Source organism: Pseudomonas sp. Pseusp10, from assembly GCF_059492225.1.
Window position 1 is genome coordinate 4470497 of the sequence record NZ_CP168528.1, and the last position, 13684, is coordinate 4484180.

Annotated in this window: 15 protein-coding genes and 1 pseudogene; 8 read left to right on the forward strand and 8 right to left on the reverse strand. The window is 60.5% G+C overall.

The window, feature by feature from the left end:
• Nucleotides 1-47: 47 nt before the first annotated feature.
• Nucleotides 48-680 (reverse strand): Vgb family protein, encoded by a 633-nt coding sequence (locus tag ACEN8Z_RS20085; RefSeq protein WP_495595405.1) that lies wholly within the window; start codon nt 678-680, stop codon nt 48-50.
• Between the two features lie 35 nt (nt 681-715).
• Nucleotides 716-1936 carry a helix-turn-helix domain-containing protein gene (locus ACEN8Z_RS20090; RefSeq protein ID WP_495595406.1) on the reverse strand — a complete coding sequence of 407 codons (1221 nt, stop codon included), beginning with the start codon at nt 1934-1936 and terminating at the stop codon, nt 716-718.
• 84 nt (nt 1937-2020) lie between these two features.
• On the opposite strand from ACEN8Z_RS20090, the gene ACEN8Z_RS20095 reads away from it, so the two are divergent.
• Entirely contained in the window at nt 2021-2779 is a 759-nt protein-coding gene (locus ACEN8Z_RS20095) for a DUF899 domain-containing protein (RefSeq protein WP_007995051.1), read from the forward strand.
• 12 nt (nt 2780-2791) lie between these two features.
• Here ACEN8Z_RS20095 and ACEN8Z_RS20100 read toward each other — a convergent pair whose 3' ends face one another.
• The 3 genes and pseudogenes from ACEN8Z_RS20100 to pdxR all read right to left on the reverse strand — a co-directional run bounded on the left by ACEN8Z_RS20100 (nt 2792) and on the right by pdxR (nt 6184).
• On the reverse strand, nt 2792-3088 hold the full coding sequence (locus ACEN8Z_RS20100; RefSeq protein WP_495595407.1) for a hypothetical protein: 297 nt from the start codon (nt 3086-3088) through the stop codon (nt 2792-2794).
• Nucleotides 3089-3136: 48 nt separating this feature from the next.
• Entirely contained in the window at nt 3137-4501 is a 1365-nt protein-coding gene (locus ACEN8Z_RS20105) for an OprD family porin (protein WP_495595408.1), read from the reverse strand.
• Between the two features lie 230 nt (nt 4502-4731).
• Nucleotides 4732-6184 (reverse strand): annotated as a pseudogene (pdxR, locus tag ACEN8Z_RS20110) (MocR-like pyridoxine biosynthesis transcription factor PdxR).
• A gap of 87 nt (nt 6185-6271) precedes the next feature.
• Between pdxR and ACEN8Z_RS20115 the strand changes: the two are divergent.
• From ACEN8Z_RS20115 to ACEN8Z_RS20125, 3 genes are all read left to right on the forward strand, one after another.
• Nucleotides 6272-6718, forward strand: coding sequence for a GNAT family N-acetyltransferase (locus tag ACEN8Z_RS20115; RefSeq protein ID WP_495595409.1), 447 nt, complete (start codon nt 6272-6274; stop codon nt 6716-6718).
• Nucleotides 6715-7335: an FMN-dependent NADH-azoreductase gene (locus tag ACEN8Z_RS20120; RefSeq protein ID WP_495595410.1), complete on the forward strand. Its 621-nt coding sequence runs from the start codon at nt 6715-6717 to the stop codon at nt 7333-7335. Before ACEN8Z_RS20115 ends, ACEN8Z_RS20120 begins: the two co-directional genes overlap by 4 nt.
• A gap of 221 nt (nt 7336-7556) precedes the next feature.
• The gene (locus tag ACEN8Z_RS20125) at nt 7557-8180 is read left to right on the forward strand and encodes a DJ-1/PfpI family protein (protein WP_495595411.1); all 624 of its coding nucleotides are present in this window, start codon (nt 7557-7559) and stop codon (nt 8178-8180) included.
• On the opposite strand, the gene ACEN8Z_RS20130 is transcribed toward ACEN8Z_RS20125, so the two are convergent.
• Together ACEN8Z_RS20130 and ACEN8Z_RS20135 are read right to left on the reverse strand one after the other, a co-directional pair.
• Nucleotides 8163-8933: an APH(3')-II family aminoglycoside O-phosphotransferase gene (locus tag ACEN8Z_RS20130; protein ID WP_495595412.1), complete on the reverse strand. Its 771-nt coding sequence runs from the start codon at nt 8931-8933 to the stop codon at nt 8163-8165. The genes ACEN8Z_RS20125 and ACEN8Z_RS20130 overlap by 18 nt on opposite strands.
• 72 nt (nt 8934-9005) lie before the next feature.
• Nucleotides 9006-9500, reverse strand: coding sequence for a DUF2938 domain-containing protein (locus ACEN8Z_RS20135; RefSeq protein ID WP_495595413.1), 495 nt, complete (start codon nt 9498-9500; stop codon nt 9006-9008).
• Nucleotides 9501-9581: 81 nt separating this feature from the next.
• Between ACEN8Z_RS20135 and ACEN8Z_RS20140 the strand changes: the two genes are divergently transcribed.
• Nucleotides 9582-10016, forward strand: a complete 435-nt coding sequence (locus tag ACEN8Z_RS20140) for a helix-turn-helix domain-containing protein (protein ID WP_495595414.1) — start codon at nt 9582-9584, stop codon at nt 10014-10016.
• Between the two features lie 107 nt (nt 10017-10123).
• On the opposite strand, the gene ACEN8Z_RS20145 is transcribed toward ACEN8Z_RS20140, so the two are convergent.
• The gene (locus tag ACEN8Z_RS20145; protein ID WP_442097412.1) at nt 10124-10738 is read right to left on the reverse strand and encodes a helix-turn-helix domain-containing protein; all 615 of its coding nucleotides are present in this window, start codon (nt 10736-10738) and stop codon (nt 10124-10126) included.
• 184 nt (nt 10739-10922) lie between these two features.
• Between ACEN8Z_RS20145 and ACEN8Z_RS20150 the strand changes: the two genes are divergently transcribed.
• The 3 genes from ACEN8Z_RS20150 (at nt 10923) to ACEN8Z_RS20160 (ending at nt 13619) form a co-directional block, all read left to right on the forward strand.
• On the forward strand, nt 10923-12059 hold the full coding sequence (locus ACEN8Z_RS20150) for an NAD(P)/FAD-dependent oxidoreductase (protein ID WP_495595415.1): 1137 nt from the start codon (nt 10923-10925) through the stop codon (nt 12057-12059).
• A gap of 27 nt (nt 12060-12086) precedes the next feature.
• On the forward strand, nt 12087-12467 hold the full coding sequence (locus ACEN8Z_RS20155; RefSeq protein ID WP_442097410.1) for a RidA family protein: 381 nt from the start codon (nt 12087-12089) through the stop codon (nt 12465-12467).
• A gap of 96 nt (nt 12468-12563) precedes the next feature.
• The gene (locus ACEN8Z_RS20160; protein WP_442097409.1) at nt 12564-13619 is read left to right on the forward strand and encodes a YkvI family membrane protein; all 1056 of its coding nucleotides are present in this window, start codon (nt 12564-12566) and stop codon (nt 13617-13619) included.
• Nucleotides 13620-13684 lie beyond the last annotated feature (65 nt).

Sequence of the window (13684 nt, forward strand, 5' to 3'; positions counted from 1 at the left end):
CGCGAGCAGGCTCGCTCCCACACAGGTTACACCCGGCAGTCCGTGCCTCATGCAGGCCGACGCACCACCCTCACCTTGCCGCTATTGCCGCCACCGCAGAAGAACCGCTTGCCGCCATCGGACTCCAGCCCCGACACGCCGACGCCTTTTGGCATCTTGAGGCTCTCCAGTACTTCACCGGTTTGCGAGTCGATGCGACGTAACTCACTCTCGTCGCCCTCCCAGGTGCCATGCCACAGCGAACCTTGCACCCAGGTCACGCCGGTGACGAAACGGTTGGATTCGATGGTGCGCAGGATCTTGCCGGTCTCGGGGTCGATCTGGTGAATCTTGCGTTCGCGGTACTGGCCCACCCACAACGTTCCTTCGGCCCAGGTCAGGCCCGAATCGGTGCCTGCGCCGGGGGCGGGTATCGTCGAGAGGATGCGGCCGGTGCGGGGGTCGATTTTGTCGATGCGGTCTTCGGCGATCTGGAACAGATGTTCTCCATCGAACGCGGTGCCGGCATGGGCAGCGACATCGATCGAGCTCAGCACCTTGCCGCTTTCCGGATCCAGGGCGTTGATTTTGCTGTTGCTTGCGAACCAGACCTTTTCGCCGTCCCAGGTGACGCCGCACACATGGTCGACACCGGCAAACGGGCCATATTCACGAATGATTTCAGCATTTGCGTGTTTCATCTGGCATTCCTCGATGGGGGTTGGTGGCGTTCATCCTAGCCACCGGGCAGCGGTGCCGGGAGTAACAAGGTCGTCGCGAATCCCGGCACGGGCGGCGTCATCCAGCGCCGCGCGCGACCACGGCCAAACCACTGCACCTTGCCCCGGGCCGCCAGCGTATCGAGCGCCCGTTGCACTGTGCGCTGGCTGGTACCCAGCGCCAGTGCCAGGGCGGAACTCGACCACGTCTCACCATCGGCAAGGCAGGCAAATACCGCGGCAAATTTTTCCTCGACCGGTTGCGCCAGTGTCACCACCTGCGTACACACCGGCGTTTGCAGGGCATAACCGCGTGCCGTCGCGATAACGCCGGCCAACGGCTCGAGTGCTTTACGCAGCCTGCCGATTTCCACGCGAAGCCGGGCACGATGGGATTCATCCGAGAGCTTCAGGCGGAACGCCCGGGCGATCAGCGTTTCCCGCGCAACGTCCGCGGGCCACGCCTCGGCCAACACACGGGCGAGCACGAACAGGATCGGCCGCGTCGCGAGCGACACCGACATGCCACAGCCACGCACAGCGTACCGACAGGCATCCACCACCAGCGACGTTGAACCGAGCAACGCTTCCACTTCATCGAGCAACAGCGGCCGTGCCTCACCCTGGGCAATCAGGCGTGCCGCGGGAGCATCGAGCAGTCGTGCTGCGTGTTCGACTTCAGCCATCAGCGCGGCGATCCCTGTTTCACTGGCTGCGTGCCCGGCCCTCTTCAACGCCTCCCGCGCTTCGTGCGATTGCAGGCGGCGAATGGCGATCCCCGCCAGCACCAGTTCATGGGTTGCCCGCAAGGCCGGTGGCAATGGGCCGGGGTCGAGTTCGGCCAGCAACTGCTGCGCCTCGTCGAGCTGCCCGATCAAGAGTAAACGGCGGATTTGCAGATAGCGCGCATGGGCGGCATTGACCCGGTCACCGTGGTTTTCAAGGGTGACGCGCGCTGTTTCAAGCACCTTGACCGGCCAGCCGAGTTCCCGCGAGGCCAGGGCGATTTCGGCCTCGGCCACCACACAGCGTGCCCGGGCAAGCACTTCCCTGGGCGCAAAGGCCCGTTGCGCACGCTTGACCAGCACCCGGGCCCGCACCAGATCGCCCAGTTGCGCCATGGCGATACCGCGCAGGGCCAGGGCCGGCGCATCGTCGCGCAAGGCCACGCGGTCCAGTGCGCCCAGCGGATTGCCCGCCGCCAGCGCCTGTGCGGCTGCCGTGATCATCGAGTCCATGGAAATCCCGCCACGCTTGTCACTCCCATCATTCGATACCCGGGTTTAGTCTAAATCACGACCTTTCACCAGGAGCGCACAACGATGAACACGCACAAAACCGCGACCCGGGAACAATGGCTGGCGGCACGTTTGCAACTGCTCGAAGCGGAAAAGGCCCTGACCCGACGCAGCGATGAAGTGGCCAGGCAACGCCAGGCATTGCCATGGGTTCGCCTCGACAAGGCTTATCGCTTCGATACCGACAACGGCAGCGCCACCCTGGCCGAGCTCTTTCAAGGGCGCTCGCAACTGCTGGTCTACCACTTCATGTTCGGCCCCGACTACACGGCCGGCTGCCCTTCCTGCTCAGCCATCGCCGATGGCTTCGACCCCGTCGTCATCCACCTGGCGAACCACGACGTGACCCTGATGGCGATATCCCGCGCGCCGTTGGCGAAACTGCAGGCTTACAAGCGCCGAATGGGCTGGACCTTCCCCTGGGCCTCGGCCGCCGATAGCGATTTCACTGCCGACTTCAACGTCTACTTCACCGAAGCCCAGCAGCGTGAAGGGCTGGTCGAGTACAACTATCAGCGCGGCGGGCACGCGATGGACGCCAGCCAGATCCCGGAACCGGTGAAACAGTTCGCCGCGACCTGTGGCACCGATGCGCCGACCTATACCCGCGACCGGCCAGGGCTGAGTACCTTTGTGCTGGAAGACGGCGAGATCTATCACACCTACTCCACCTACGCGCGGGGTCTGGACGGATTGTGGGGCATGTACCAATGGCTCGACCGCGCGCCCAAGGGCCGCAATGAAACGGGACCCTGGTGGCGCCGGCATGATGAGTACCAATGAGCGCCAGCGGTGTCACTGACCGCCGATGAAGACGTCCGCCAGTTTGTCCACCAGCGCCGGTTTGGTCTGCAAGACCCAGCGCCGGGTCGCCCATTCCTGCCATTCCTCGGCACGGTCCAGGGTGTAGCGCGGCACAAAGTCGCCGAGGAACCGGCCCAGGTTGTGCAACGTGACTTCATGCCCGGCGTTGGCCATTTGCTCCAGCAAATCCCTCAGGGCCACCTCGAATTCGGGCGGCCACTGTTCACCGGCCAACACTTTCTCGACCGAGGGATGTCGATCATGGCCAAGTGAATTGCGCACTGGCATTGGCGTATTCCTCGGTGCTGTGTAGTGTGAAGGACCGCCGGGCCGCGCTTAAAGCAACGGCAGGCTGTAGCTGAGGATCAGGCGGTTTTCATCCAGGTCGCTGCTGGCATTGCCACGCAAGCTGGCGTTACGCCAGGAAATGCCCACCCCCTTCAGTGGACCGCTTTGCAGCGCGTAATCGATGCGCAGGTCGCGCTCCCATTCTTTGCGATCACCGGTGGCGGAATCGATGTTGTCGCCACTCAGATAAGTGACCACAGTCTTGAGCCCCGGCACGCCAAGTACCACGAAGTCATACCCGTACTCGGCCAGCCAGGTACGCTCGCCGGCGCTGAGGAACTTGCCGATCTGCCGGTCGGTGATCAGGTACGCAGTGGCGCCGTCACCCTGGTTGACGAACGGGAACGCGCTATCGCCGCAGACTTGCTGATAGCCGGCGCTAAAGGCATGGCCACTCAGGCTGTAGGTGAACAGGGCGCTCCAGGTGTTGTTGTCCACCTCACCGGTGTGGGTGTCGCCCGCCCTCCAGAAACCGCTGCTTTTGTAGCCCTGGGCACGTCCGGCCGCGTTGCCGTTCTTGCCATCGGCGCTGCTGTTGAAATAACGCAGGTCAGTCTTCAGCGCGCCGGGGCCGATGGCCATAGTGTGGATCAGGCCGAGGAAATGCTGTTTATAGAAGTCTTCGAGACTGCCGTAGTAGTACTGGGCGGTCAGGTCCTTGGTGATCTTGTAGTCGCCGCCGGCGAAGACGAAGCTGTCCGAGTCGGCCAACGCGGTGCTGGCGGGCGTACCGGCGGGACGCGTCGCGCCGCCGATGCGCAGGTCGATATCGTCGGTGGAGCTGCGGGTCTTGGTGCTTTGCAGTTGACCGGCGGTGAGAGTCAGGCCGTCGATTTCGCTCGAGGTGACCTGCCCGCCTTCGAAGATTTGCGGCAGCAGGCGACCGTCGTTGAAGTTGATCACCGGCAGCTTGGGCTGCAGGGTGCCCAGCCGTGCTTCGGTCCTGGAGACGCGCACCTTGCCGGTCACGCCACCCTTGGAATATTCATCGACCGCGTGGCCGTCGCTGTCCACGGGAAACAGCGCACCCGGCGTGCGGTCGATACCGGCCTTGCCTGCGCGACCGCCGCTGTCCAGTTTCAGCCCGGTCATGGCGATGGCGTCCAGGCCAAAGCCGACGGTGCCCTGGGTGAATCCGGAGATCACGTTGAGTTGCAGCCCCTGCCCCCATTCCTTGGCCTGGCTGGTGTAGGCGGCGTTGCCCACGTTGCCCTGGCTTTCCCGGTTGTCAGAGTTGAAATAGAAATTGCGCAGGTTCAGCGAGGCCTTGCTGTCATCGATAAAACCGGCGGCGATGGCCTGGTGGGTCAAACCACCGAGGGTGATGGCCAGGGCCAGGGGTTGCAGCTTCATTGTGTTTACTCCAGTGCGGGTCTCTTGTTTGTTTGGTGTCCATGGTCCTGATTCCCTCGTGACCTGACGTTTTCGCCCATCGCTATATATTTTTGTATATAGCGATGGGCGAAATTTACCGCCTGCAGGTCTGCAAGCGCCGTCAGTGCGACGTGATTGAGGCTAGGAAAAGATCGAAACAGGTCTGGCGGCCTGCATCTTTCTAGAAGCTGACTTTGAAGTCAATAAATTTAACAAACGTGAATGGCGCGTCTGAGCCCGGGTTTGAAAATCTCACAGCCCTGGATGATTTGAGCCAATTGAAGCGCCACCGTCGATGCCTGATCGGCACTGGCGATGTTCGTGAAGCCAAGCACCAGGCCGTGCCTGGGCTTGGCTTCCATGTACCACTGTGACAGCGGTTCGACGGCTATGCCAACAGCCCGGGCACGCTGAGCGAGCTCGACATCATCACCTTCGCGAAGGCCCGCGACCAGGTGCATACCCCCTGCCTGCGGGTTGATCAATAGACGTTCGCCGAATTGTTGGTGCAGCGCATCGACCAGCCACTGACGGCGGAGTGCGTAGAGGTTTCGCATTTTCTTTAAGTGCCGCGCGAAGTGCCCCTCGTAGAGGAAAGCTGTGACGGTCGCCTGAAGGAGCTGCGGGCAGTAGTTATGCAGACGATCCGCCTGACGGGCGAACGCGTCGCTCTGCTCGGCAGGCACAACCAGATAAGCCAGGCGCAAGCCTGGAAACAGCACCTTGCTGAAGGTACCGGTGTTAGAGCACGCGGCCCTGCTGGTCGAGGCTCTTGAGGGCAGGCAAGGGCTTACCCTGATAGCGGTATTCACTGTCGTAATCATCCTCGATAATCCAGCTACCTCGGCGGTTGGCCCAGTCCAGTAGCGCCAACCGACGCGGCAGTGACAGCGACACGCCCAGCGGGCTCTGGTGGGTCGGCGTGACCACTGCAAAGCGTGCTTCCGGGCAACGGGCAATGCCTTGCGCGACGTCAAGCCCCTGGTCATCCACTGGCACCGGCACCAACTGTGCACCGGCTTCCAATAGGGCGTTCCGGGCCATGAAGTAGCCGGGCTCTTCCAGCCAGCACCTATCGCCTGGGTGCATCAGCGTGTGGCTGATCAGGTCCAGGCTCGCGCGATAGCCCGCGCACACGAACACCTGCTCCGGGCGGCAGGTAATACCCCGTGAAATGCCCAAGTAGGCCGCAATGGCCGCGCGCAGGGGTGCATGGCCTAGCGGGTCCGGGTAGACGAGCCCCTCGAGTCCGGCCTGCCGCAGCTGGCGGCCCGCCAACCTTGTCCAGAGCTTACGGGGAAAGGCATCCAGCGCGGGTAGCCCCATCTGCAGCGCTAACGGTAGTGCCTCGGAATGGGTGGGCTGGTACTCCGTCGAAGCAACTGGGGGGCGGAGTATGGGCGAGGAAACGGGTGCCAGTTGCGGTGTGACAATCGTCCCGGCGGCTCCGCGAGCGATCAAGTAGCCCTCCCCCATCAGTAACTGGTAAGCCGCTTCCACTGTGCCGCGCGCCAGGTTCAACTCCGCCGCCAAAGCGCGAACTGCAGGTACTCGATCTCCCGGCCGCAGGCGGCCGTCGGCAATGGATTCACGAAATCGGTGATAAAGCTGACGATAGATCGGCGCTGACTGGCTGCGGTCTAGCTTGAAGGGAAGGATCATGGCCTAGTCATTTATGCATTTTTCGGCCCTGTAGATTAAGTCATTGCAGCACTAAGGTCTGCTATCTCTCTATAACGGACTACGGACATGGCTTACACACTTCAACACCTCGAAGACGCGGAGGCCTTTCAGGCGAGTTTCGACCTGATGCGCGTATTGCGGCCGCATGTCGCCAACCCGGCCACCTATGTGGGGCAACTGGTTCGGCAGACTGAGCAAGGTTACCGTTTATTGGCCGCGTGGGACGGTGAGCAGGCAGTGGGCCTGGCCGGTTACCGCGAGCTGGAAAACCTGCTCTACGGGCGTTTCATCTACGTCGATGATTTGGTGGTGCGCCCTGACCTGCAGCGCAGCAGTCTGGGGGCGCGGCTATTGACCGCTGTTCGGGAGGAAGCCGTGCGGCGTGGTTGCGCTCATTTCGTGCTGGACACCGGGCTGCATATGCCGTTGGCCCAACGCTTCTATTTTCGCCAGGGGCTGCTGGCCCATGGTATGCACTTCACGCAGAACCTTCAGGCAGAGAATCAAGCATGAATAATGTGCTGTTGATCAATGCCAGCCCGAATGGCCAGGTTTCCCATGCGAACCAGTTGGCACTGGAGTTAGTGGCATCCCTGCGGCACCGGTATCCGAGGCTCGAACTGGTCGAACGCAATCTGGGCAGGCATCCGCTGCCACCGCTCGGTATGGACTACGCCCGTGCCCTTGCTTCCACCACGCCGTTTGACTCACCTGCGTTCGAAGTCTCCGAAGCGCTGATCGGCGAGCTGGAACGCAGCGATATCCTGCTCATTGCCACCCCGATGCACAACTTTACGCTCCCTGCCGCGCTCAAACTCTGGATCGACTACGTCCTGCGCATTCACCGGACATTCAGCTCAGGCCCCGGGGGCAAGACCGGTCTCCTGAGTAATCGTCCGGTGTACGTGTTGGTCGGTTCCGGTGGTTTTCACCAGGGTGAGTTGGCACGGCAACCGGACTTTCTAACGTCTTACCTGCGCCAGGTACTTGACACCCTCGGGCTGTTCAACCCGCACTTCACCTACCTTCAGGGTTTGGTGTTCGGTGAAGAGGCCGTCCGAGCAACGGTCCAGGATACCCGTGCCCGACTGTCATTGGAGCCGCTGTTCAGCAACCTCATCAGCGCCTGATCCGCCGGGGCTCGGAATTGCCATTTAGCGTAGAAAGACCAAGGAGTTGAACAGCATATGGGACGAACGTTATGCCGTTGATGAGTACATATATGGAATGACGCCGAACGCCTGCCCAGCGTTTTCAACCGCGCAGGAACTGCTTTCGATTGCTATCTCCGTCAAAGCAAGCTTCGTGTCGTTCTCTGCGTATTGCCCTTTTGCATCTCATGGAGTTCACCTTGAAGACAATCGCTCTGGTCGCTTTCGACCAATTCACCGACATCGACCTATTCCTGATGTGGGACATTTTAGGCCGCAACACTGGGGACTGGCACGTCCGAATATTGGGTTCCAGCCCTATCGTGCGATCGGCGCACGGCCTGCCTGTTTCAGTGCACGGTCCGCTTTCCGAGGCCAATAGCGCCGACGCGGTACTGTTCGTCAGCGGCAAGGAGGGGATACCCGCTGCGCTTGCCGCTCCTGATTTCCTGCCGTCGTTTGAACTTGATTCCAGACGTCAGCGAATCGGCTCCATCTGCGCGGGAGCCTTCATTCTCGAACGGCTTGGGCTGCTGCTCAGCGGCCGGGCGACTACACACCCGGACGCACGATCGGGCTTGCTGGCTCTGGGACTGGAGCCCGTGGACCAGCCTCTGGTATGGCAGGGGAACGTTGCAACCGCCGGCGGATGCCTTGCGGCGCTCTATCTGGTGGGATGGCTGGTTGAGTCCTGGTTCGATGTCGACAAGCGCCGCGCGACGCTGCTCCCCGTTCTGCCAGCTGGGCAGCAAGAGCTCTATGATGCCTTGATCGGGCTCAGCATCCGACAAGGAGAAGTCGGCTCATCAGTAGAACTCGTCTAGCAAACAGTAAAACGCTATACGTTGCTGATCTGGCGCTACACCGTAGGCGCGAAAAAATGGTGCTACCCATGCCTGTCCAAGGTTGCGTTCTATGCTTCGGACAGCCAGTGCAAGATCTTGATAGATGTCACTGATGCCTAGCCGGCCGCAGTCGATGTAGCCGCTAAAACTGCTTCCTTCGACCATGAAATTCGGTAGGCAGGCATCACCGTGGGTGACCACAAGATCATAGGTTTCAGGGCGCGTCGACAGCATCTCTGCGAAAACATCCTCAGCGGTCCGACCCAGCCGCTCATCGTCAAAATCTGCCTCGTCAACGAGCCCGGCACTCACTCGACTCCTGGCGGCGGCTATGCGCTGCTCCAAGGGGTGGTCAAACGGACATGTCTCAATTGGCATCTGGTGCAGAGTACGTAGTGCCATCGCCAGGATGCTGATGACTTGGGGTGGAGACAAATCGTTGGCACTGGCCAGATCATGTCCAGGGACGGCACTCATGAGTAGCCAATGGCGATTGTTTTCTGTCGTAGCATCAAGAACTGTTGGCCCAGGCAGGTCAAGCCGGTTCATCCAACGAAGACGCTCAATCTCTCCCGGCAGCTCACTGCGCGCGCCAATGGGCTCGGACTTCACGAACAGGTGTTCCCCATTGATGCAGCGGATGCGAGAAACCTCGGCTCCTGACTCTCCGATAGTTTGTCGTTCAATAGGCGCCCCACTGAAGGTTTGGGACCATTGGGCAGGAATGTACATACTGTCATTTACTCAAGTGTTGGCGGATTTACTACCAGTCGGTTGCATGACAATGCAAGACTCAAACCCTGCTCACTTCGAAGCCAAGACAATCACCACCGCGGACAGGTAGAGGCCAACGCCAAAGACGGCATGATTTATTAAACTGCGCATGCGGTTCCTGGCCGGCGTCGGCGTCTTAGAGGATGCAAATCCTGCCCCCATGGCGGGCTGTATAACCAAAAGCGGGACTGCCACTGTTGCCACGCCCAAAGCGATTGCTGGCAGGAAAGTTGGTTCCTGCAGCCAGGCGACTCCTTGAATGCACGCCAGTAACACTGCGAAAGCAACACCCGTGACGTAGTGCACCACCCAGCCCAGGACCACTTCACCTCGCACCGGCATCGCTTGTCCAATGCTGGCATGAGCGAATTTGCCTTGGCATACATGACCTACCCAGCGCCCGACGAAAGCGAAATTCAGCATTGGAGCGCCAAAGGCCTTCATGAGGAACATCCACAAATCCATGACGACGGTAGCGCCAACCCCCAACAGAAAAACGTGTGCAACCACTTCCAGCGATGCCATACCTACCTCTTGTTCATGGACCAATTAATCTTGCCGATGCATGATAGAAGTTGAAGTCAACTTCAAGTCAATGGGCTGAAAATGGATATCGCTGAGGTCGTCAAACGCACGGGAATTCCTGCCCACACATTGCGTTTCTACGAGAAGAAAGGCTTGATCGCGTCAGTCAGCCCGCGCGGGGTTCGCCGCCAGTTTGCGTCTGCCGTGGTTGAGCAGTTGGCTGTTATCGCACTCGGACAGGCAGGCGGTCTCTCGCTGGACGAGATACATGCCATGCTTTCCCCGAATGGTAAGGTAGTTGTTGATAGAGACGTGCTTTTGGCCAAGGCAGATGAGATTGATGCGACCGTCAAGCAACTACAGGCCATGAGCCGTGGATTGCGGCATGCGGCCGCATGTCCAGCCCCTAGCCACGCAGAATGCCCGAGATTTCATCGGTTACTCAAGGTCGCAGCGGCTGGCGTCTTTAAACGGGACAGGCATTCGGCGCCACATCCTGCGCCCGTTCGGCCTTGAGCACACCGCACGAGCGCATTGGAGTTCCTGGCATCCTTGGAATATGGCAGTCCCTATCTCGAGCTGGAATGTGAATTCAACCTGGGTCCGACAGCCTCCCCTCAACATCAGTACTCCGACATCACCACCATCACTTCAGCGTCGGCGCCATCCTCGCTTTCAGCCAGATAAATATGACCAATTGAGCTGTTGAAATACGCTGTTTCGCGGCAGCCGATGCTGAGGGATTCACCCGTTTCGAATTGAATTCGCACACGACCTGAAAGGACGACGGCGAACTCTTGTCCGGGGTGACGGATGTAGTCTTCGAACTGATTCAGTTCGCGCGCACAGATCCGCGCGTACATGGGCGTCATACTGCGCCCGGGGAAATCCCCCGCCATCGGGTGATATTCGTAATTGCCCGTGCTGTAACCCGCCGCACTGTCGATGGCGGTGCTGACCACCGTGGGCTGTACAGCACTGACGCTCGCCTTGGCCGGACTGAAAAGCTGGGAAATGTCCACACTCAGGGCCCGAGCTGCGGCCGCGAGTTTTTCGTAACTCACCGACACTTGCGCCAGCTCCATCTTCGACAAGGTCGACAGCGCCACGCCTGAACGCTGCGACAGTTGCTTGAGCGTCAACTTCTGGTTTTTGCGGATGACACGCAGGCGCGCCCCGACCTGGGCGCGATCTATCAAGGGATGGTCCGTGGGACACGAGACTCGATCGGAACTCATGCAAACTTCTCTGTCGTACGAAAAACGGTGCCTGGGGCTGAGCCAAGGCAAGGGTTGGAATAATACCTCAAGGTAATGGGTTGACTGGGAAATTCTCATATCTTACATTTCTCTTATCTGAGAATTATAAAAATAGTGGGAAGAATATTTCTTCCCCATCCCCAGAGACAGGAGGTACTTCGATATGCACGGCAGCGAATGTTTCGATTTCGCCATCATCGGCGGTGGTATTGCGGGGGCCTCCCTGGCCTATCGCTTGGCCGGGCAAGCCAGCGTTGTGATGCTCGAGCGTGAAAGCCAGCCGGGTTATCACGCCACCGGACGCTCCGCCGCGATGTTCATGGAAAGCTATGGCACACCGCAGATCCAGGCATTGACCCGCGCCAGCCGGGACTTCTATGAGCAACCGCCAACGGACTTCACCGAGCATGCGCTGCTGGAACCTCGCGGCTGCCTGTACGTCGCAGGCGATGGGCAGCAATCCCTGCTGAAACAAACCTTCGAAGTCAGCCGGGCACAGGCTGGCAATGTTTCATTGATTGATACCGAGCACGCCCTCGCGTTGGTGCCGTGCCTGCGCCCAGAGGCGATTGTCGGGGCGATGCTCGAAACCGACGCCCGTGACCTGGACGTCCACGCGCTGCACCAAGGTTTTTTGCGGGCCATGCGCCGAGCCGGTGGCGTACTGCAGTGCGACGCCCAACTGAGCGTCGCCAACCTCGAAGGTCGACACTGGCACCTGACGCTGGCCGACGGCCGCCAGTTGCGCGCGCGCAATCTGGTGAACGCCGCAGGTGCCTGGGCCGACGAGGTGGCACAGCAATGCGGTGTAAAGCCCATTGGGATGCAGCCCTGCCGACGCACCGCCTTTACCTTCGACGGCCCTGAGGGCATGGACTTCTCACGCTGGCCTGCGGTGATCGGCATCGACGAAAGTTTTTACTTCAAACCGGACGCCGGCCAACTGCTTGGCTCACCGGCCAACGCCGATCCCGTCACGCCACAGGACGTCATGCCCGAAGAGCTGGACATCGCCACCGGGATCTACCACATCGAAGCGGCCACCTCCTTGACCATCCGCCGCCCACGCCACAGCTGGGCCGGCCTGCGCTCGTTCGTCGCCGACGGCGATCTGGTGGTCGGCTGGGACGATCACTGTGAAGGCTTCTTCTGGCTAGCGGCCCAAGGCGGTTATGGCATTCAGTCCGCGGCCGGCGTATCGCAACTGGCCTGCGCGCAATTGCTCGATCAACCCCTCCCCGAAACGCTTCGCCGCCAGGGCGTCGAGCCACACCGCCTGGCCCCTGGCCGCTTGCGTTAATCATTTATCCCAACGAGGTTCCTTACCATGTCTGACAATCTCCAGCGTTACCCCAGCCACCTGCCCTATCCGTTCTCCAAGGCCATTCGGGTCGGCGACTTTCTATTCCTTTCAGGGCAAGTACCAATGAACCCTCTGGGCGAGGTGGTGCTCGGTGATATCCGCGAGCAAACCGAGGCCGCCATGGCCCGCATCGGCGAGACCCTGGCCGAATGCGGCGTGGGTTTTGACCAAGTGGTCAAGGCCACGGTGTGGCTGACGGACATGCAACATTTCGCCGGTTTCAACGAGGTGTACAAGCGCCACTTCGAGAATGGTTTCCCGGTGCGCTCCACCGTCGGCGGCGCCCAGTTGGCGCTGGGGGTCGATGTGGAGATCGAAGTCCAGGCCTGGGTCGGCGCCCGCTGACCCACCTCTGCTGTTTGCCAGTGCGATGCCCCGGGATGGCCATGAACAGTGGTCGTCCCCATAAGCCATAACAAAAACAATTCGAGGGAAATCGTCATGAAAGAAAGTCTGAAAATAGCCGGAGCATTTGTCGGAGTGATTGTCGGCGCCGGGTTCGCTTCTGGTCGGGAGCTGCTGCTGATGTTCGTGGATTTCGGCGTATGGGGACTGCTCGGGGCGGTGGTCAGCGCCGCGCTCTTCACTTTTCTCGGGATGGCATTGGCGGGCATGGGTAGCCGACTGCGGGCAAGGTCCCATAAGGATGTAGTGTATGCACTGTGCGGACGCTACCTGGGCACCTTTGTCGACCTGATGATCACCTTCTTCATGTTTGCGGTGACCGTGGTCATGTTGGCCGGCGGCGGCGCCTTGCTGGAACAACAGTTCGGCATTCCCGCCATGTTCGGCAGCGTGGCGGTGACCCTGATCGTGGTCGCCATCGTGTGCCTGGATGTGCAGAAAGTCATTGGCATGATCGGCGCCGTCACTCCGCTGCTGATCCTGACGGCGGTAGCGGTAGCCCTGTATGGCGTCGCCACCCGAGGCTTGAGTTTCGGTGAACTCAATCAACTGGCCAGCCAGCAAGACGCTGGCGCAAACCATTGGCTGCTGGGAGCGTTGTTGTACGTGTCTTACAACATCGTGGCCGGGGTACCGTTTCTGGCGATCATGGGCGGTGCCGCGAAATCCGAGAAGCAGGCCATCTGGGGTGGCATCTTCGGTGGCGCGTTGCTGGGGCTGCTGATGCTGGTGATGAGCCTGGGATTGCTGTCACGCCTGGACAGCGTGGCGGATTTGCCAATGCCCATGCTGTCCATCGCCACGGAGGTTTCGCCGGTCCTCGGCCTGCTGATGGCGGTGATCATTTTCCTGATGATCGTCAACACGGCCGTCGGTACCTTGTATTCCTTTTCGGCCCGGCTACTGCCGGCAGGCACTCGCAAATTCCGCATCGGCTCTGCGGCCGCTGGCGTGCTGGCTTTCGCCGGCAGCCTGGTCGGGTTTGTCAGCCTGGTGGGTCAGGTCTATCCACTCTTTGGCTACCTGGGCTTTTTACTGATTGGCGCAGTGGTCGTTGGCTGGTTACGCGTAGGACGCCTGGCCCAAGCTTGATCAGCCGATAGTGGCGTGCTGAGCAAAAAAAAACAATCAGTGCGACCATGGCCGTCAACGGAATC

What these genes read in the sequence shown, in the direction of transcription:
- ACEN8Z_RS20085 (WP_495595405.1), bottom strand. Translation starts at nt 680, where the DNA reads ATGAAACACGCAAATGCTGAAATCATTCGTGAATATGGCCCGTTTGCC.
- ACEN8Z_RS20090 (WP_495595406.1), bottom strand. Translation starts at nt 1,936, where the DNA reads ATGGACTCGATGATCACGGCAGCCGCACAGGCGCTGGCGGCGGGCAAT.
- ACEN8Z_RS20095 (WP_007995051.1), top strand. Translation starts at nt 2,021, where the DNA reads ATGAACACGCACAAAACCGCGACCCGGGAACAATGGCTGGCGGCACGT.
- ACEN8Z_RS20100 (WP_495595407.1), bottom strand. Translation starts at nt 3,088, where the DNA reads ATGCCAGTGCGCAATTCACTTGGCCATGATCGACATCCCTCGGTCGAG.
- ACEN8Z_RS20105 (WP_495595408.1), bottom strand. Translation starts at nt 4,501, where the DNA reads ATGAAGCTGCAACCCCTGGCCCTGGCCATCACCCTCGGTGGTTTGACC.
- ACEN8Z_RS20115 (WP_495595409.1), top strand. Translation starts at nt 6,272, where the DNA reads ATGGCTTACACACTTCAACACCTCGAAGACGCGGAGGCCTTTCAGGCG.
- ACEN8Z_RS20120 (WP_495595410.1), top strand. Translation starts at nt 6,715, where the DNA reads ATGAATAATGTGCTGTTGATCAATGCCAGCCCGAATGGCCAGGTTTCC.
- ACEN8Z_RS20130 (WP_495595412.1), bottom strand. Translation starts at nt 8,933, where the DNA reads ATGTACATTCCTGCCCAATGGTCCCAAACCTTCAGTGGGGCGCCTATT.
- ACEN8Z_RS20135 (WP_495595413.1), bottom strand. Translation starts at nt 9,500, where the DNA reads ATGGCATCGCTGGAAGTGGTTGCACACGTTTTTCTGTTGGGGGTTGGC.
- ACEN8Z_RS20140 (WP_495595414.1), top strand. Translation starts at nt 9,582, where the DNA reads ATGGATATCGCTGAGGTCGTCAAACGCACGGGAATTCCTGCCCACACA.
- ACEN8Z_RS20145 (WP_442097412.1), bottom strand. Translation starts at nt 10,738, where the DNA reads ATGAGTTCCGATCGAGTCTCGTGTCCCACGGACCATCCCTTGATAGAT.
- ACEN8Z_RS20150 (WP_495595415.1), top strand. Translation starts at nt 10,923, where the DNA reads ATGCACGGCAGCGAATGTTTCGATTTCGCCATCATCGGCGGTGGTATT.
- ACEN8Z_RS20155 (WP_442097410.1), top strand. Translation starts at nt 12,087, where the DNA reads ATGTCTGACAATCTCCAGCGTTACCCCAGCCACCTGCCCTATCCGTTC.
- ACEN8Z_RS20160 (WP_442097409.1), top strand. Translation starts at nt 12,564, where the DNA reads ATGAAAGAAAGTCTGAAAATAGCCGGAGCATTTGTCGGAGTGATTGTC.